This is a genomic window from Phycisphaerales bacterium (assembly GCA_016699835.1).
Lineage (GTDB): Bacteria > Planctomycetota > Phycisphaerae > Phycisphaerales > UBA1924.
On the sequence record CP064987.1, the window covers coordinates 750,349 to 769,128 of the forward strand.

Annotated in this window: 14 protein-coding genes; 8 read left to right on the top strand and 6 right to left on the bottom strand. The window is 65.8% G+C overall.

The features are described from left to right. Positions 1 to 221 precede the first annotated feature (221 nt). The 7 genes from IPK69_03160 to IPK69_03190 all read left to right on the top strand — a co-directional run bounded on the left by IPK69_03160 (position 222) and on the right by IPK69_03190 (position 9,444). The gene (locus IPK69_03160; protein ID QQS09634.1) at positions 222 to 2,030 is read left to right on the top strand and encodes a M20/M25/M40 family metallo-hydrolase; all 1,809 of its coding nucleotides are present in this window, start codon (positions 222 to 224) and stop codon (positions 2,028 to 2,030) included. Positions 2,031 to 2,075: 45 nt separating this feature from the next. Further along, on the top strand, positions 2,076 to 3,221 hold the full coding sequence (locus IPK69_03165; GenBank protein ID QQS09635.1) for a DUF1624 domain-containing protein: 1,146 nt from the start codon (positions 2,076 to 2,078) through the stop codon (positions 3,219 to 3,221). Between the two features lie 83 nt (positions 3,222 to 3,304). Beyond that, entirely contained in the window at positions 3,305 to 4,372 is a 1,068-nt protein-coding gene (locus IPK69_03170; protein QQS09636.1) for an N-acetylmuramoyl-L-alanine amidase, read from the top strand. Between the two features lie 222 nt (positions 4,373 to 4,594). Further along, on the top strand, positions 4,595 to 4,732 hold the full coding sequence (locus IPK69_03175; GenBank protein QQS09637.1) for a hypothetical protein: 138 nt from the start codon (positions 4,595 to 4,597) through the stop codon (positions 4,730 to 4,732). Between the two features lie 62 nt (positions 4,733 to 4,794). Continuing rightward, positions 4,795 to 5,715, top strand: a complete 921-nt coding sequence (locus tag IPK69_03180) for a formimidoylglutamase (GenBank protein ID QQS09638.1) — start codon at positions 4,795 to 4,797, stop codon at positions 5,713 to 5,715. Between the two features lie 9 nt (positions 5,716 to 5,724). After that, positions 5,725 to 6,984, top strand: coding sequence for an imidazolonepropionase (gene hutI, locus IPK69_03185; protein ID QQS09639.1), 1,260 nt, complete (start codon positions 5,725 to 5,727; stop codon positions 6,982 to 6,984). A 9-nt stretch (positions 6,985 to 6,993) separates the two neighbouring features. Continuing rightward, positions 6,994 to 9,444 (top strand): serine/threonine protein kinase, encoded by a 2,451-nt coding sequence (locus IPK69_03190; GenBank protein QQS09640.1) that lies wholly within the window; start codon positions 6,994 to 6,996, stop codon positions 9,442 to 9,444. Here the strand turns inward: IPK69_03190 and IPK69_03195 are convergent. The 5 genes from IPK69_03195 to IPK69_03215 form a co-directional block, all read right to left on the bottom strand. Then, a complete protein-coding gene (locus IPK69_03195) occupies positions 9,441 to 11,063 on the bottom strand; it encodes a sugar ABC transporter ATP-binding protein (GenBank protein ID QQS09641.1) in 1,623 nt (540 codons plus the stop codon). The genes IPK69_03190 and IPK69_03195 overlap by 4 nt on opposite strands. Before the next feature lie 50 nt (positions 11,064 to 11,113). Next, positions 11,114 to 12,250, bottom strand: a complete 1,137-nt coding sequence (locus tag IPK69_03200; GenBank protein ID QQS09642.1) for a substrate-binding domain-containing protein — start codon at positions 12,248 to 12,250, stop codon at positions 11,114 to 11,116. A 114-nt stretch (positions 12,251 to 12,364) separates the two neighbouring features. Then, a complete protein-coding gene (locus IPK69_03205) occupies positions 12,365 to 13,486 on the bottom strand; it encodes an ABC transporter permease (GenBank protein QQS09643.1) in 1,122 nt (373 codons plus the stop codon). 162 nt (positions 13,487 to 13,648) lie between these two features. Further along, entirely contained in the window at positions 13,649 to 14,620 is a 972-nt protein-coding gene (locus IPK69_03210) for a phosphoglycerate dehydrogenase (protein ID QQS09644.1), read from the bottom strand. A gap of 137 nt (positions 14,621 to 14,757) precedes the next feature. Beyond that, on the bottom strand, positions 14,758 to 15,843 hold the full coding sequence (locus tag IPK69_03215; protein QQS09645.1) for a prepilin-type N-terminal cleavage/methylation domain-containing protein: 1,086 nt from the start codon (positions 15,841 to 15,843) through the stop codon (positions 14,758 to 14,760). A gap of 128 nt (positions 15,844 to 15,971) precedes the next feature. Here IPK69_03215 and IPK69_03220 point away from each other — a divergent pair, with 128 nt between their 5' ends. Further along, on the top strand, positions 15,972 to 17,009 hold the full coding sequence (locus IPK69_03220; GenBank protein ID QQS09646.1) for a peptidylprolyl isomerase: 1,038 nt from the start codon (positions 15,972 to 15,974) through the stop codon (positions 17,007 to 17,009). A gap of 272 nt (positions 17,010 to 17,281) precedes the next feature. On the opposite strand, the gene IPK69_03225 is transcribed toward IPK69_03220, so the two are convergent. Next, positions 17,282 to 18,760 carry a TCR/Tet family MFS transporter gene (locus IPK69_03225; GenBank protein ID QQS09647.1) on the bottom strand — a complete coding sequence of 493 codons (1,479 nt, stop codon included), beginning with the start codon at positions 18,758 to 18,760 and terminating at the stop codon, positions 17,282 to 17,284. Positions 18,761 to 18,780: the final 20 nt, after the last annotated feature.

An 18,780-nucleotide genomic window follows, 5' to 3' on the forward strand; every position in this document is an offset into this window, starting at 1 on the left:
CAGGTACATGTGGAGGGACCGGCGTCGGGCCCGACTTTGCCCGGAACCGTCCCATTCACAAGGGGGTTAGTCTAGCCTTCACACACCACGATCGCCGCCCGTTTGGTACACTCCGCCATGGCGAAACCGTGGCCGTCGCCATGGCCCGGGCCTGTCCACTGCCAAGGGCCGTCTTCGCCGACTCGACTCCCCGTTTTCGCCATACTCGTCCAGGAGCCAACATGCGTCAGGGAACTTTGATCGTTGGTGCGAGGTTGTGCTCGGCCGCCCTTGCGATCGTCAGCATGTCGTTTTCTGCCGTCGCCGGCGGGGACGCGGCGTCGTGGGCCCCGGTCATCGAGGGCAAGCCCGCCGGCATGCCCGACATCGGCCACTCCATGGGCGACGCGGCGATCGTCGAGGCCATCCTCGACGAGGGTCTCCACCGCAACCAGGTCATGGACCACCTGTCGTATCTCTGCGAGCACATCGGCCCGCGGTTGACGGGATCGCCGAATGCGCTCGCCGCCAACCGGTGGACACACGACAAGTACGTCGAGTGGGGCCTTTCCAACGTGCACCTCGAGGAATGGGGGACGATCGGCGCATCGTTCGAGCGCGTCGCCAACACGGGGAAGGTGCTCCTCGTCAAGCCGCCGCGGCGTGAGTCGAAAGAGGGCGATCTGCCGGCCGAGGATTCCGTCGAGGCTGTGCGCGATCTCACCATCACCACGCTCGCGTGGACCGCGGGCACGCCGGGGAGCGTTCGTGGCCCGATTGTCAAGGAACCGAAGGACGAGGCCGAGTTCGAGAAGGTGAAGGACTCGCTCGCCGGGGCGTGGGTGCTCATCCAGGCGCCGCCCTCGGTCGGGCAACGCGGCATTCGCAACATGGTGCGCACGCGATACGAGATGCGTGCGGCGGCACGGAAGACGGTCGCCGAGGGAAAGACGATCGAGGAACTCGCCATCCCCGATCGCGTGGCGTTCGCGGGTGTCGCCGGGTGGATCTCGACGAGCCGTGATGAACGCATCTGGACGGGGGCGCCGAGCAACTGGCGTGATGTGGACGCGAGTGCTGTTGTTCCCGAGCCGCACGCCATCATCAGCGGCGAGGACTACGACTTCATCAACTCGCGACTCGCGGACGGCGAGGTCCTCCAGGCCGAGATCACGCTCGACAACCGGTTCCTCCCCGGTCCCGCTCCGGTATACAACACGATCGCGGAGATCCCCGGGACGGACCTTGCCGACGAGGTCGTGATTATCTCGGCCCATCTCGATTCCTGGGACACGACCGGTTCGCAGGGGTGCACGGACAACGGCACAGGCTCGGCTGTCACGCTCGAGGCCGCCCGCATCCTCGCGACCGTCGGCGCCAAGCCGCGGCGCACGATCCGGTTCATCAACTGGACGGGCGAGGAGCAGGGCCTTCTCGGATCGCTCGCCTACGCGGAGAAGCACGCCGACGAACTGGATCGTGTCTCCGCGGTCTTTGTCGACGACGGCGGGACCAACAGCGAGGGCGGGTTGCAATGCCTGCCGGAGATGGTCGAGACGCTCGCCGCGGCGACCGCGCCGGTCAACAACCTTTTCTATGACGACGTCTCGGGCGAGGCGTTGAACGTGAACATCAAGAGCGTCGAGACGATGCGCAGCGGCGGGAGCGACCACGCCTCATTCCTCAAGCGAGGCGTTCCCGGATTCTTCTGGGAAGAGGTCGGGCGCGCCGACTACGCCTTCGGCTGGCACACCCAGCACGACCGGTTCGAACTGGCGATTCCCGTCTACCTCCGCCAATCCGCGACATGCGCCGCGGTGACGGCGTACCGCCTCGCGTGCGCGCCGGCGCTGCTCCCGCGCGTTCCACTGAAGGAAGAGACCAAGGACGAGACGAAGGACGGTTCGAAGACCGACGCCAAGCCCGACGTGAAATCCGATGCCGCCACTCGAGACGCTGCAACGTCCGATGAGCCGAAGACGGCCGTGCCGAATGCCGACGCCCCCAAGTCCGACACTCCCGTCGCGCCCGACACGTCATCCTCAACCTGATCGCCTGACCCGCGTCGAAGTTCCTTCGCGACGACCACTCACTCCATGCCGCCGCCAACCACGAGATTCCTGGGTCGATCCGATCGCGTGGTGGGTCTGGACCTCTTCCGTGGCTTGACGATCGCGGCGATGATCCTGGTGAACAACCCGGGCGATGTCGATCGGGCATTCCTGCCCCTCAAACACGCCGTCTGGCATGGGTGCACCTTTGCCGACATCATCTTTCCGTTCTTCCTCTTCATCGTCGGCGTCTCGATGAATCTCTCCTTCGCGTCGCGCCGCGAGAAGCGGACGCCGAACGCCGTGATCGCGATGGGCGTGCTGAAGCGTGCGACCATCCTGATCCTCATCGGCATGCTCCTGGAACTTCTCCCGGGGTTCCACTTCTCGACGTGGCGTCTGCCCGGTGTGCTCCAACGCATCGGCCTCGCCTACGCCCTCGCGGGCGTCTTCGGCGTGTATCTTCCGCGAAGCCCGCAGATCTTCTGGATCGCGGTCTCGCTCCTGGGTTGGTGGGCACTCTTGCGGTTCGTCCCCGTGCCCGGCTTCGAGAGTCAGGGCCCGCCGTGGTGGAACGAGCCGGCGGCGACGATCGCGGGACACATCGATCGCCTCCTCCTCGGACGGAACCACCTCCTCATGCCCCACGACGGATTCGATCCCGAGGGACTCCTTGCCACCATCCCCGCGGCGGCGGGCGTCACAATCGGTTCCGTGCTGGGCGACATCGTGCGTCGTGAGCGTGACCGGTTTCGTGCCGCGGTTGTCTTGCTCGTTGTGGGCGTGACCATGGTGCTCGCGGGGCGATTCCTCGGGCCGATCATGCCTCGCAACAAGCAACTCTGGACCTCGACCTTTGTGCTCTACACCTCGGGCCTCGGCTCGTGCGTGCTGGGCCTGTGCCTTGTGGCGGGCGAGCGGGTCCGCGCGGGATTCGGCGCGTGGACCAGACCCTGGACCGCGCTCGGGAGGAACGCGATCCTGCTCTATATCGCAAGCGTGTTGCTGGGCAAGGTCGTGAACCACATCCATCTCGGTGATGCGACTCTGCCCGTCAGTGCCTCTGATGTATTGCAATCCTTGGTCCAATCGCCCGGCATGGCTTCGCTCCTGGTCTCATCGATCCACGTCGCGATCTGGGTCATTGTGGCGATGGCCCTCGACAAACGCCGCCTCTACTGGAAGATCTAACCTCCATGCACCATTCCTTGAACGAATCACGACTCATCTTGCTTCGTGGCTCGTGTATCGCGACAGCCATTGTCTCAGCGATCGTGATCACGCTCACCCTTGGGGCCTGCGCCCGCACGCGATCGACTCTCGCCACCGAACTCCCGCGCACCGGCGACGAGATCGTCATCGCCGGGCGATACTTCCACACCGGCGCCCCCGTCGTCCTCTGGACCGATCCAGGCGGCTACGACGCCTATCGGGTCGAACGTCGATTCGTCCCGATCGACGCCGCAGACTACTCGCCAGACGCGAAGTTCACGCCCAATCGATATGGACTACGCAAGGCCGGACTCGATGCCGGCACGCTCGAACGCGTTCGCGGCGGCGGATGGGATCTCCCCACGCTCCAGAACACCATCGACCAGTTCGTGATCCACTACGACGTCTGTGGCACAAGCCGACAATGCTTCCGCGTCCTCCACGACGTCCGCGGCCTCTCCGTCCACTTCATGCTCGACCTCGACGGCACGATCTATCAGACACTCGACGTCAAGGAGCGCGCCTGGCACGCGACGACCTCGAACGATCGCAGCGTCGGCATCGAGATCGCGAATATCGGCGCGTATCCACCCGCAAAGGCCGAGATCCTCGAGAAGTGGTACGCGCCGGTCGAGTCGAAGAACGGCTCCCCGCCATCGTCGACACCTCGTTCATCCACGCCGGAGGATCCCGCCGTCTGCCGCGTCACGCTCCCCGCGTCGTACGGCGATGGCGGCATCCGCACGCCAAACTTCGTGGCCATCACCGCACGCTCCGGCCCGATTCAGGGCGAGATCCAAGGCTCGTCGTACGTCATGCACGACCTGACCGAGGCCCAGTACGAGTCACTCTCCCGTCTCACGGCGGCGCTCTGTGCCGTGCTTCCGCAAATCGTGTGCGACTATCCACGCGACGAGAGCGGCCGCCTCATCACCCACGCGCTCAACGCCGAAGCCCTCGCGTCGTATCGCGGCCTCATCGGGCACTTCCACATCCAATCCAACAAGATCGACCCCGGCCCGGCCTTCGACTGGGACCGCGTCATCAATAGGGCACGACAACTCAACCCCGCGCTCGATCACGCTCGCAACTCGAGTTCCGCGGGCAAAGTCCGGCCGCAGTCCCGATAACCGCGGCTCTTCGCCCCAATCGTGTCCAAATCCGCTCACCTATGCCGCGAGGCATGAACCACGCTTGCGTTGTCGCCATCCAATGGATTATCATGCCTTGTTCCTGTTCGCCGCAACGCCCGTGTCGATCGCCGCGAATGGGATGGGTGTGCCGAGTCGCGTGTGGAACCTGTCGTGGTCTGGACCATTCCGCGTGACGCCAACGCTTGAGGTGCCGGCCTGATGTCACAGCCCGAGCCAACTACATCACCAACCGAGAGCCACTCCCGCTGGCTCGCCGCGGCCCGCGCACTGGGCATGATCGCCCTGACGATCCTCGCGTTCGTGCTGTGGACCGCCAAGGCCGAGGCCGGATTCTGATCGCCTTCGCTCTTGGGCGATCGCACCATCTCCACACCAGCATCGCTCGCATACGCTGAGCCATGAGCACCACCGTGCGACCGATCGCTGCGGGGCTTGTCCCGCCGACGTGGCCAGACTCCATCCCTGCCGCGCGCTTTGCGGCGGCCATCGAGCACCGATCACCCACCGGGTGCGACGTTGCGCTCATCGGTCTCCCCGACGATCTGGGCGTGCGACTCAATAGCGGACGGCCCGGCGCGAGCGAAGGCCCGCGAGAGTTTCGGGCCGCCCTTTCTCGCTACGGCGTCGCGGACCCGCCCGACATCACCTGGCCCAAGGTCTTCGACGCGGGCGACATCGAGCCAGACAAGGGCACCGACGCCGACGCCCTCGCGAGGATCCACGACAAAGTCACCGCGGTCGTCACCGAGATCCTCAACCTTGGCCTCTTCCCCATCGCTATCGGCGGTGGGCACGACCTCACCTTTCCCTTCGTTCGTGCCGTAGCCCAGAAGCACGGCACGCTCGACGGCGTGTATCTCGACGCCCACCTCGACGTCCGCCCCGAGCCAGGCTCGGGCATGCCCTTCCGAAAACTCATCGAGGACGGGCACGCGCGACGCCTCCAGGTCTTCGGCCTCAACCGCGTCGTCACCACCGAGGCCCACGCGAGATGGTTCACCGATCACGACGGCGTCATCCACACACCCGAGTCTCGCCCGCGCTCGCCCGAGGACTTCCCCGTCTGGCCCTGCTTCGTGAGCCTCGATCTCGACGTGATCGATTCGGCCCATGCGCCGGGTGTGAGCGCGATCAACCCAGCGGGCTGGAGCGCCGCCGATGCCCAGGCCGCCGCCGTCGCCGCGGGTCGCACGCCCTCGGTCCGCTGCTTCGATCTCATGGAACTCTCGCCGCAGCACGACCAGGACGGACGGACCGCGCGTCTCGCGGCCCATCTCTTCCTCTCGTTCCTCCACGGCTTTGCCCAGCGCCCCCGCTAGAGTCGCCCGATGTCGATCCTCATCACGAACGCGCGCGTCCTCACGATGGGCCAGGGCCCAAACCCACGCACGCGCGAGCGCCTCGCGGACGTGGGGGCGATTCCGCGTGCCGACGTGCTCATCGATCAGGGTGTGATCGTGCGCATCACGCCGCATACGCCGCACAATCCTGCACCCGCACCGCCCGCCGGTGCCACCATCATCGACGCGAAGGGCCGCGTCCTTATGCCGGCGTTCATCGATCCCCACACTCACCTCTGCTGGGCGGGCGACCGCCTCGACGAGTGGCAGATGAAGCTCGCGGGCACGCCCTATCTCGACATCCTAAAGGCCGGCGGCGGGATCATGTCCACCGTCCGGGCCGTGCGCGAGGCGAGCGAGAGCGCCCTACTCGATCTGCTCCTCGAACGCCTCGATCGCGTCCTCCGCGCGGGCACCACCACGATCGAGATCAAGTCCGGCTACGGACTCTCGACGCGCGATGAACTCAAGATGCTCCGCGTGATCCATGAGGCCCGATCCCGCTGGCCGGGCACGGTCGTCGCGACGGCCTTGCTCGGGCACGCGATCGACCCCGACGTTCCCGACTTTGTCCAGCGCACGATCGATGAGACGCTCCCCGCTGTTCATGCCGAGTTCCCCGGCGTCGCGATCGACGCGTTTTGTGAGAAGGGCGCATGGTCGCGTGAGCAGTGCGTGCAACTCTTCGCCCAGGCGCGGTCGCTCGGGCACCCCATCCGCGTCCACGCCGACCAGTTCAACAGCCTTGGCATAATCGACGACGCTATTCGCCTCGGTGCTGCCAGCGTCGATCACCTCGAGGCCAGCACGCGCGACGATCTCCAGCAACTCTCTGAGTCGTCCACCTTCGGTGTCGGCCTCCCCTGCACCGGCCTGCACATGGCGACCCGCGCCGGCGGCGACTTCGCCGATCTCCGCGCCCTCGCCGACCTCGGCGGACGCGTCGCCATCGCCACCAACAGCAACCCCGGCTCGGCCACCACGTTCGCCATGCCCATCGCGATGGCCGCCGCCGTGCGGTTCTGCGGGCTGACTCCCCAGGAATCGATCGTCGCCTCGACGGCCAACGCCGGCGCACTGCTGACAAACGTCGATCCAACCCTTGCCGATCGCGGCCGCCTCGAGCCGGGCCTTCGCGCCGATCTGGTCCTGCTCCGTCACACCGACGAGCGCTCCCTTGCCTACGAATGGGCCTCGGACCATATCGCCTTGACCATCTGCCACGGTCGCGTCGTCTTCTCCGCATGATCGGGGAGCATGCCCGCGACACTGGCCCGACCGGAGGACGCCTCCCTGGACGCCGACACGCTACGCCGCGTTGAAGACGCCGTGATACGCCTGCTCACCCTCTCGCCGAGCGAGCGTGAGTCGGCCCTCGTCGCGCTCGGGCGCGACGAACCCGATGTCGAGCGCGAGGCCCGTTCGCTCCTGAAGCACGCCGCAAACGTGACTCAGTTTCTCGCGACGCCCGCCCTGGGCACCAATCTCGATTCACTCGGCTTCGACACGCCGCAACTCGCCGAGGATCTCTCCGGCCTCGTCATCGGCGCGTACAAACTCACCTCCAAGATCGCCACCGGCGGCATGGGCGCCGTCTATCGCGCCTCACGAATCGACGGGCAGTTCGAGCAGGACGTCGCCGTCAAGATCGTGAAACGCGGCATGGACTCCGACGAGATCCTCCGCCGATTCGTCCACGAGCGCCAGACCCTTGCCAATCTCAATCACCCCAACATCGCCCGCCTGATCGACGGCGGTGTCACCGGCTCCGGCCGCCCGTACCTCGTCATGGAACTCATCGCGGGCGAGCCGATCGATGAGTACGTCTCCACACGCGCGCTCGACATCCCCTCACGGCTCACGCTCTTCCGCACTGTCTGCGACGCCGTCCGTTTCGCCCACCAGAACCTCGTCATCCACCGCGATCTCAAACCCAGCAACATCCTCGTCACCGCCGACGGCGTGCCGAAACTTCTCGACTTCGGCATCGCCAAGGTGCTCAAGGAAGGCCCTCGCCTGGACCAGACCTACACCTCGCCCGCCGACCGACTGCTCACCCCCGAGTACGCCAGCCCCGAGCAGATCCGGGGCGAGATCGTCACGACCGCGAGCGATGTCTACGCCCTTGGCGTCATCCTCTACGAACTCCTGACGAGTGCTCGCCCGTACACCTTCGCCTCGCGCACGACGGCGGACCTCGAGCGTGTGGTCTGCGAGCAGAATCCGCCCCTTCCCAGCGTCGCCTCGCCCGCCCATACTCGCGCCCTCCGCGGCGATCTCGACACGATCACGTTGACCGCCATGCGCAAGGAGCCGTTCCGCCGGTACGCCTCGGTCGAGGCCCTCATCGCCGACCTCGATCGCTACAGCCGCGGCCTGCCCATCCTCGCGCGCCCCGACACGCTCTCGTATCGCGCCTCGAAGTTCATCCGACGCAACACGCTCGCCTGCGTCCTCGCGTCCATCGCGGTCGTGCTCGGCGCGGTCGGCGTTGGGATCTACATCGCCCAGTCTATCCGCGTGACGCACCAGCGTGATGAGGCCTATTCCGCGCGCGACCAGTCCGAGGCGATCACGGCATTCCTCTCCCAGATGCTCCGCCCACCCGCGCCCATCGCCCGCGGTCGCGAGACGCGCGTCGCCGACGTCCTCGACCACGCGCTCATCCAGGCCGATGCCGAGTTGAGCGACCGCCCGCTCGTTCATGCCGCGGTCGGGAGCAGCATCGGGCGAACCTGGCTCGAACTCGGAGAGATCACCCAGGCCGAGGCCTCCGTCCGCGACGCGCTCGCACGCCGCGAGGCGATCCTCCCGCCCGGGCACCACGACATCGCCGAGAGCAAACTCGACCTCGCCGAGGTCCTCTTCCGCAAGGAGGACTACGACGGCGCCGCTCGACTCGCGAACGAGGCGCTCGAGGCCCATCGCCGACTCCGCGGCGACGCCAACCTCGACACCGCGCGCTGCTACAACACCCTCGGCGCGATCCATCGCGCCACGGCCCAACTCGACGAGGCCGAGAGCGACCACCGGACCGCACTTCAGATCCGTCAGGAGATCATGAAACGATCGAGGGGCGCCGAGCACGCCCAGGCCGAACTCGACGCCGCCGAGAGTCTCAACAACCTCGCGGTTGTGCGCCGACTCAAGGGCGACGCGCTCGAGGCCATCGAACGCTTCGAGCAGGCCCTCGAACTCCGTCTGAAGAACCTTCCCGCCGACCATCCGCTCGTCATCCAGAGCGAGACGAACCTCGGGCTGATGTACCTCCAACGCGACCGATTCGAGGAGGCCAAGCGGCTCTACGCTCAGGCCATGCCCGGAGCCGAGCGCGTCTATGGCTCCACCTCGGCGTTCTTCGGCACGACGCTCCGCAACTACGCCCAACTCCAACTCGAGACCGGCGACCCCGAAAACGCCATCCCCAATCTCAACCGCGCCATCACCATCCTCTCGCCTCAACTCGGCGATGACTCCATGGGCGTCGTCCTCGCCAAAGCGCACCTCCTTCGCGCGTTTCGAATGACCCGCGAGTTCTCACAGGGAGAATCGACGGCCGCGTCGCTCGACGCCCTTCTCTCGACCGTCGCGTCGCTCCAGGGCCAACTCCGCGCCGTCGCGACGCACCTCTATGAGTTCTACGATGCCGCGGGCCGCCCCGCGGATGCGGATCGCTGGCGTCAGAGGCTTGCCGACTCGCCTCCCTAGGCGATCGCGGGTTCTTCCTTGGTCGCCAGGCGCAGGATGTTCGTCTGCGTCATCGCGTCGCCCGTCAACTCGCCCGTGATGCGCCCGCTCGCCATCACGAGCACGCGATCCGAGAGCGCCAGCAACTCGGGCATCTCGCTCGACACGAGCAAAACCGCCGTCCCTCGGTTGGCCTCCTCGCGAACAAGACGATAGATCTCGGCCTTGGTCCCCACGTCGATGCCGCGCGTCGGCTCATCGAGCAGCAGCACCCGCGTGCGTGCGCCCATCCAGCGCGCGATGAGCACCTTCTGCTGGTTGCCGCCCGAGAGCGTCCCGGGGACGTTCGTCGCCGCCGCGGTCTTCACGTGGAACCCGAGGATCTTCTCGCGAACGACGCCCCGCTCGCTCGATGAACGCCGAACGAGTCGCCCGCGAGCCAACCGTGGCATCTCCGGCATCACGATGTTCTCGTCGATCCCCAGGAGAAAGAACAACCCGAGATTCCGCCGATCTTCGGGGACATAGCCGACCCCAGCCGCGATCGCTGCCCTCGGGTTCCCGAGCGCGACGGGCGTCCCATCGATCCGCACCGTTCCCGTCGCCCGAGAATCCAACCCGAAGATCGCGTCCAGCACCTCCGACCGCCCCGCGCCGACCAAGCCGCCGATCCCCACGATCTCCCCCGCGCGGACCTCGAGCGAGACATCCGACAACTTGCCGGGCGACGACACTCCACGAACCTCGAGCAACACGCTTCCCGGCGGCGCGTGCCCCACATCACCATCAGCCATCGCCCGGAGCGCCCCGGCCTCGCTCGCCGCGCCGTTCGTGCCGACTGATCCGGCGCTCGATGTGCGTGAACCAAACTCCCCTGCTCTCGCCGTCTCGATCCGCCGCCCGATCATCTGCTCCACTAGCGTCGGCTCATCGATCGCCTTGATGTCGTTGGTCGCGACGAATCGGCCATCTCGAAGAACCGTGACCCGGTCGCACACCTGGAAGATCTCGCCCATGCGATGGCTGACATACAGGATCGTCAGCCCTTCGCCCGCGAGCGAGCGCACGATCTCCATCAGCCGATCCGCCTCGCCCATCGAGAGCGAACTCGTCGGCTCATCGAAGACGATGACCCGCGCACGAGACGAGTGCCCGGCGCTCGCCGAATCGCCTCCATCATCGAGCGCGCTGGCGATCTGCACGATCTGCCTTCGCCCGGGACTGAGCACGCCCAGCGGCGCCTCGACATCGATCGTGGGATCGAGCCGTGCGAGCAGCCGCGACGCCCGCTCCCGCATCCGACGCCGGTCTACAAGCCCGAATCGCGATGGCATCGCGTGCAGGCTCAGATTCTCCGCCACACTCAGGTTGGGGCACTGCGCCAGTTCCTGGTGCACGATCCGCACGCCCGCCCCGAACGCGTCCTCGATCGAACCTGGCGAGAGTTCCCGCCCATCGATCACGACCGCACCCGAATCCTGCTTATACAGCCCGGCGATCGTCTTCCCGAGCGTGCTCTTGCCCGCGCCGTTCTCCCCCATGAGCGCGTGCACCTCGCCCGCCTCGAACGACACGCTCACGTCGTCCAACGCCTGCGTGATGCCGAACCGCTTCGAAATGTGCCGTGCCTCAAGAAACATGCACCATCACCTAAAGCCCGGCACACCCCTTCGAGTGCGCCGGTGATTGATCACTTCTGCTCCAACCACTTATCCCAGATCCCCTCAAACTCCTTCACATTGTCCTTCGTGACGATCTGGAGATCAAAGTGGACGACCGGGCTCGCCGGGTCCTTTCCCTCGAGCAACTTCTCGACAGCGATTCGCACCGACTCATGCCCCCAGCCATAGCAGTCCTGCCCGATGAGCGCCTGCACCTCGCCCTTGGCCACATACGCGAGTTCCTCACGCAGCGTGTCCACCGACACCACCTTCGCCCGTCCCGCAACACCCGTCAGCGCGTCCTTGGTGAACAGCGGCCACCCCCCCACCATCGCCCAACCGGCGATGTCCGGATTCGCCGTCTGCACCTGCTGCACCGTCGCCGCCGCATCCGGCGCGGTCTCCTTGTGGTAGTACACGTCCTTGAGCGTGAACCCTTTGGCCTTGAGCGAGTCCAGTTCCTGCTTCACGCCGCGGATGCGAGCCTGGAGGTTCGGCGCCGTCTGATTCCCGCCAAGGATCGCGATCGGCCCGCCCGTGTCGCCCATCGCCTTGGCGAGTTGCTTCATGACCTCGCGTCCGCACGCCTCGTCGTCGATGCCGTAGTACGCGAACCGCTTGGACTTGGGGCTGTCCGAATCGAAGGTCACCACGAGCACGCCGCGATCCACAGCGCTGTCGATCGGCAGTTTCAGCACATCGCCATCGGTGCACGAGACCGAGATCGCGTCGACACCCTGCCCGACGAGTTGCTCGATGTACTGCCCCTGCTTCTGCGCATCCTCATTCGTCGGCGTCTGCCAGATCACATCGATCTTCACGCCATACTTCTTCGAGAGTTCCGCGCCCGCGGCCAGCGCCCCCGTCCGCGCCGCCTGGAAGACCGGATTCGACTGCGACTTCGCGATCACGCCGATCCGCAAGGGACGAACCTTTGGCGCGTCGCCCTTCACCGAGTCCGCCGTCACGGCAGGCTTCGCCTCGCCCGGATTCGTCGCGGCGCCATGGCTCGGCGCCGACTCGCTCGTCTTGGGCGCAGAATCCACAGGCGGGTTCTTCTGCTCGCACCCCTGCATTCCCAAAGACGCGAGCACGCCAAACGCCATCGCCGCGCCCACGCGCAACCAAGAGCCCACGCCACCCGATCGATTCACATGATGCTTCATGACTTGCTCCTTGTTCTGGTTTCTCTGAGTAGTCTTCCCGATCTCAGTTTCGTTCGAACACTCAACGTCGGACATTCTCGCACAACCAGCCCGAATCACAACGCTCTCTCGCGGCTACCGCCCCGTGGGCATCAGCCGCGTCTTCAACTGATCCAGCACCACCGCGATCACGATCGCCGCACCCATCACCACCTGCGTGTAGTTCGTGTCAATACTCAGTATGATCATCGCGTTGGTGATGAGTTGGATGAGCACCGCGCCCAGCACCGCCCCGAGCGCGCTCCCGCGCCCGCCCGAGAGCGACGCCCCGCCGATCACGCTCGCCGCGATGACCGTCAACTCGTCCCCCGTCCCCGCGGCCGAGGTCGCCGCCCCGTAATACCCGATGTACACCGCCGCCGACAGACCCGCGAGCGCCCCCATCACCGCGAAGACCAGGACCTTGACATACCCCACGCCGATCCCGGCATACTTCGCCGCCGTCTCGTTCCCGCCGATCGCGAACGTCTGCCGCCCGGGAACCGTCCGCGTCAGCACAAAGTGTCCCGCCATCGCGACTAATCCCATGATCACCACCGGCACGGGATACACCGCGAGCGATCCCTTCGCTCCGATCGTCAGCGGCAACTTCATGAACCCCGCAACAAACGACGTGGGCAGCCCGCTCACCGACTGCCCCTTGGTCATGATGAACGCCACGCCGCGCAACGCCGCCATCGTCCCCAGCGTGATGATGAACGGATGCACGCGCAGCCCCACCACCATCGCCCCGTTCGCCACGCCGCACGCCATCCCCGTCAGCACGCACACGCCAAGTCCCACGGCGATCGACACCGCCGCACCGGCCCCGGCGTCACCAGCCCCCTGTTCCAACGCTCGCAACGCGATCGCCCCCACGATCGCGCTCACGGCATAGATCGACCCCACCGACAGATCGATCCCGCCCAGCACGATGATCGCCGTCATGCCCACGGCCATGATCGCCGTGTAACTCGCCTGCGTCGCCACCAGCACCAGATTCTGCGTGTTGAAGAACGCGTTGACGGTCGTCGTCACCCATTGCCCCGTCTCGGGATCCAGATGACGCGAGGGAATCGGGTGCGAGAAGATCGAGAGCGCAATCATCATCAGAACGATCACGAGGATCAGACCCGACTCCTGGGCCAGAAGCAGGCGACGCCACACTGGGTGCCCCCCGCTCTCAATCGCTCGTGTACCGCCGCCGCTCGATGACACGCCTACCTCCCAAAGTCACACGAAAGGTCCAAAGAATCCCACAGGTTCGGCGACTGCACCTCACAAGGCGCAGCAACCACCAATCCCCATGAAAACCTTGGGATTGACGGACCGTAGGTTAGTCGCTGTATTCGGTTCGTGCGACCCGGCCTGGCCTGCCGGTCAGCCGCCGACCTCGTGCTCGACCCGCCCCGATTCCTTGAAGATCCGAACGATTCGCACCACCTCGAGGGCGACCGCCATCTGGGCCTGGTCCGTGCTCGCCCCGCAGTGATGCGTCGAAACCACCCCCGGCAGTTTCACCGTCGCGTTCGACCACGCCCCTTCCGTCGCCGAGGGCTGGTCCTCGTACACATCCAGCCCCGCCCGGATCCCCTTCGATTGGATCGCCGACCGGAGTGCGGCCTCATCCACGATCGGCCCGCGGCTCGTGTTCACAAAGATCGCCCCGGGCTTCATGCACCCGAAGAACTCCGTGCCGAACAGGTGCTTCGTCGAATCCGCCAGCGGCAGATGCACACTCACCACGTCCGCCTGCTTCGCCAGCGCGTGCAGCGCCGGCGTGTCCGTCCCGCCAAACTCACACCCCAGCGCCCGCGCGTGCTGCTCGGTGATGCTCCGGCTCCACGCGATCACGCGCATGCCGAACGCCACGCCGCGCGTGATGACCTCCTGCCCGATCGCGCCCACGCCGACGACCGCGAGCGTCGTCCCCTTGAGCCCCCGCGCCTTGGAGAACTCCTTCTTGTTCCATTTCCCCTCGCGGGCCGCCACGCACTGGTCCGGAATCCGCCGATCGCACGCGAGAATCAGCCCGAACGCCAACTCGGCGACGGCGACCGCGTTCATCCCCGGGCAGTTGCAGACCTTGATCCCGCGAGACCGGGCCGCGGCGACATCGATGTTGTCCACGCCGCTCCCCGCGCGGACGATGACCCTCAGCCCCTTCGCCTCGGCCGTTACCCCCGCGGGGACTTTGGTCGAGCGGACCACGAGGATCTCGGGCGCGTGCTCGGTGATCGCTCCGGGGAGTTTCTCCGTCCCAAGGCCCGGGTGGTACTCGACCGTGGCGCCCAGCGCCTTGAGCCCCTCCAATCCCGCCGCCTCGAACTTGTCCGCTACCAAGACCTTCATGCGCACGCTCCTTGTGCCCACGCGCCATCTCCAGATCGCGAGGCACACAGAGCGTACGAACGCCCGAGGACGTTCTCAAACCTCTGAAGTCATGAGAGACGCATGGAGACACAACGATTCGGGGGATCGCGCCGGCGTTACCAGTTCGACGTGTTGATCTCCGCCGCCTGCACGTCGATGCCCTTCAGCCCGCCGCGCGTCCAGCGGAGATAGCCAATGACGGACTCCCCGCCCACGCGAGTGCCATTGCGGAGTGGCGGCTCCCAGGCCTGCGGTTGATACGAGTAGACCGTCGGAGCCGTGCTCCGTGGCGATCGCACATTGAACCCGGGATTGATCGAGTTGCCGACGCGATCGCCCGCGGGGCCCGTTGGAGTTCCCGTCTGGAAGATCGCCACGTGCCCGTCGAAGAAAAGCAGGGGCTGCTTCGCCTCGGGATACTCCATCGCCCACTCGCGCTTCCCGAAGTGCCGTGCCACAGCGTCGTACAGCACGACCTTCTGCGACGGATAGGCGACATCGCCCAGCCGGCGCCGCCCGAGCGTGTTCTGCCGATTCGGATCCGGCTGCGTGAGTTGGTACTGATAGTGTGTCGCCGCCTGAGCGAACGTGTTGCTCGTGCCGTCGCCTCGATCCGGCGACATCGCCGCGGGCACAAACTGATACGACGAGGAATACGGCCATCGCCAGTTCTGAGAGTTTGTCCCTGCCGGCTGTGGTTGCGCCGTGTTCGTCCGAAACGCCGGCACGTTCCACCATCGCATCCGAGTCGAATCCTCCGGACACACCACCCACGGCGAGGGTAGATTGAAGTCCATGAAGTCCTGGAGCGCCAGGTGGTTGTACAGAATGTACGGGATCCAGTTCGTCGGCCACGGAATGTCGCTCCGTCCCGAGCGCCGACGCATGATGTCCGTCGCTTGCGCCGCCGCCGCGCGAAGGTCCTCGGCAAACAACCCCCCAGCAGGCCTCAGGTCGGCATACTGGCTCGTCGCATAGACCTTGCGGGTCCAACTGAACGACACGATCTTGTCCAGATACGTCGCCGCGTATCCCGATATGCCCGTCCCCAACTGATTCAAGTTGTTCTGGCACTTGAGCAATCGCGCCGACCGCTTCGCCTGCGCGAGCGCGGGCAACAGCAGCCCGATCAAAAGCGCGATAATCGCGATCACCACCAGCAACTCAATGAGCGTAAAGCCCCGACCGTGTCGTGCTCGCATACAACCCCTGTTTCCGCGCCCCGACAGGCCATGAAAGCCCGTCGATAGAATCACCCCGGCGCATAGTCCAAACACACGATGACTCAATCGTACCAGACCGTTTCCGACACCGCAACCCCAATCCAGACATGAACCACTTTCCGATCCAGAACCTCAGTCTGCCTCGATCTCGACTCCTTCTTTCCCTCGCGGCTTTGTGCTCGCTTCTCTTGCTCGCCTCGTGTGCAACCCAGCGCCCTATTCCCGGAACAGCACACGAAGCCATCCGCGGCACACAACCCGAATCGACACTCAACGCTCAAGGCCCGCGAATCCAGCCTTCGGTCACTTCCAGCAAGACCCCACTCGCCACCACGTCAAGCGGCGGCGTCATCACCCTCGCCGATATCCAGACCCAACTCCTCGAAGCCCAGGGCCGGGCCATCGCCGAAGAAGTCGCCCTCGATCGCGCCCTCGCCCGTGAACTCAAGGCCAAATCACTCACTATCCACGACCAGGACCTCGACCGCGAGGAGCAGGAACTCCTCCAGAACGTCGCGAGGGGCGCCCGCACCGACGCCGACGAGGCCCAGCGCCTCATCCTCCAGATCCGGCGCGAGAGAGGCCTCGGCCCCGCACGCTACCGCGCGCTCCTCCTCCGAAACGCCGCCCTCCGCGCCCTCGTCGCCCCCGAGATCGACATCACTCCCGCGGAAATCGAGCGAGAACAATCGCTCCGGGCCTCCCCACGTGTCCGTGCGCGCGTCATCATCACCCGGACCCGTGAGCAGGCGAGTGACCTCCGTCGCCGTCTCGAATCCACGCCCACCGAGGAACGCGCAACTCGCTTTGCCGAACTCGCCGCCGCCTACTCCACCGACGCCTCGGCCACCAACGCCGGGCAACTCGAGCCCTTCGCCCTCGAAGACCCTGCCGTCCCTGCCGTGCTCCGCAATCTTCTCCAAGGCCTGAACCCGGGCGATCTGACACCTCTTTTCATCCTCGACTCGACCGTGGGATTTGCCCTCTTCGAGGGAACCAACCCCGCTCCAGCGGCCGCCCCTTCAACTGAGGACATCATCCGTGAGTTACGTACTAAATACGAACGGATCGCTATGGATCGATTGGCAAAGGATCTCTTGGCGGGCGAATACCTAAAATTTACCGATCTATCTATCCGGTGGTAGTCGGTCGGGGGAGACAGGGAATTCCTGATCAATACACAACTTGCCCCTGACGTAATCCTTGTAGTTTCGGCAACCTGCTTCTCTCGAACGTTCTTCACTGTGATGAGCCCCAACGAAGTGGGGACATGAGGCCCACTCCTCGGCGTCGCGGGCGGAATCACCGGACGCCGTAGCCGACAAGTCCTGCGGCATAAACACATGGCTCCTATGCCTTCCGCCTCGCACGACGCGGGTTATATCTATTCGAGCTTTGGCGATGCAAGAACCCCCGGTCACGCGGTCGTATTCACGCGGCCCGTTGTGCCGTCGATCTTCGGAATCGTCAACGCGACGATGAATCCCACGACCGACAACGCCGACCCAACGAAGAACGGCGCACCGGGGACCATGACATTACGTCCCGGGGTCGTGAAGTGCGCAAAAACCAGCCCGCCCAGGATCGGACCAAAGACCGAGGCCAGTCCGATGACGCTGACAAACGCGCCCTGCACGCGTCCTTGTTCGCGCGGCCCAACCTGCCGGGTGATGAGCGCCTGCGAGGCCGGTTGCGAGACCGCCCCGATCGACGCGATCGCCACGAGGATGTAGATCATCCATCCTTGCGGCGCGAGGCCATAGCACAAGTACGCGAGGCTGGCGATCGCGACGCCCAGGAGCAGACTCCGCCGCTCGCCAAGGGCCGGGATGATCTTCCGGGCGAGCCCACCCTGCACCACCACGGCCCCGATCCCGACGACAAAGAGCGACAGCCCCACCTGCGTCGTGCTCCAGCCATACCGGAACTTGGTGTAGAGCACCCACGTCGCGTGCAGCCCGAACTGTGCGAGGTTGAGCAGCAGCGAGACCAAGGCGATCCGTCGCACGCCGGGAAAGTCACGCAGATTCCGGATCGCCCCAAAGGGGTTGAGCCGCGAGAACGTGAGCGGGTGTTTGGCGCGATGCTCGGTCGCCAGCGACTCGGGGAGCACGAAGACGCCATAGACCACGCTCGCGAGCGTGACGATGCCCGCGACGACAAACGGAAGACGGATGCTGATATCGCCCAGTAAGCCGCCCGCGACCGGCCCGATCACGAATCCCAGGCCGAACGCCGCCCCGATCATCCCAAACGCCGCCGGGCGCTTCTCAATCGGCGTGACATCGGCGATATAGGCGTTGGCCACGGTGATGTTGGCCCCCGAGATCCCATTGAGCGTCCGCGCGATGAACAGGAACCACAGCGAAGGCGAGAGCGCCTGGACGAAGAAATCGATCGCCGAGCCGGCCAGCGAGAGCAGGATCACCGGCCGGCGACCGAACCGATCCGACAACGTCCCGAGCAACGGCCCAAAGATCAACTGCATTGCCGCATACGACGCGCCGAGAAGCCCGACATACGGCGCGGCCCTGGACTCACGCGAGATCGCCTTGGGATCTCGCTCGTTCGAAGTCTCGGACGCGGCGGCCGTGGCAGGCTCGGACGATGGCTTGGAGTTCGCGCCCGAGCCAGGCGCGGCCGCCTCGACCCGCGACTTCACGTCGTCCTGGAGCATCGCGGCCTCGGCGATGAACGCGAGATCCTTCTCGGGCAGGAGCGCTTCCACAAGCCGCGGGGCCACGGGGATAATCAGCCCGATGCCGAGAGCGTCCAGCAGGATCGTCACAAAGATAAAGATGGCCGCCGCTCGCCGATTCCGACCGGTCGGCGCGGACGCGCCACTCGCCGGCGTCTCCCCGGACGATGTCTCCGATGTTGGCTCCTGGCTCGACACGCACGCAGAAGGTAGGACGC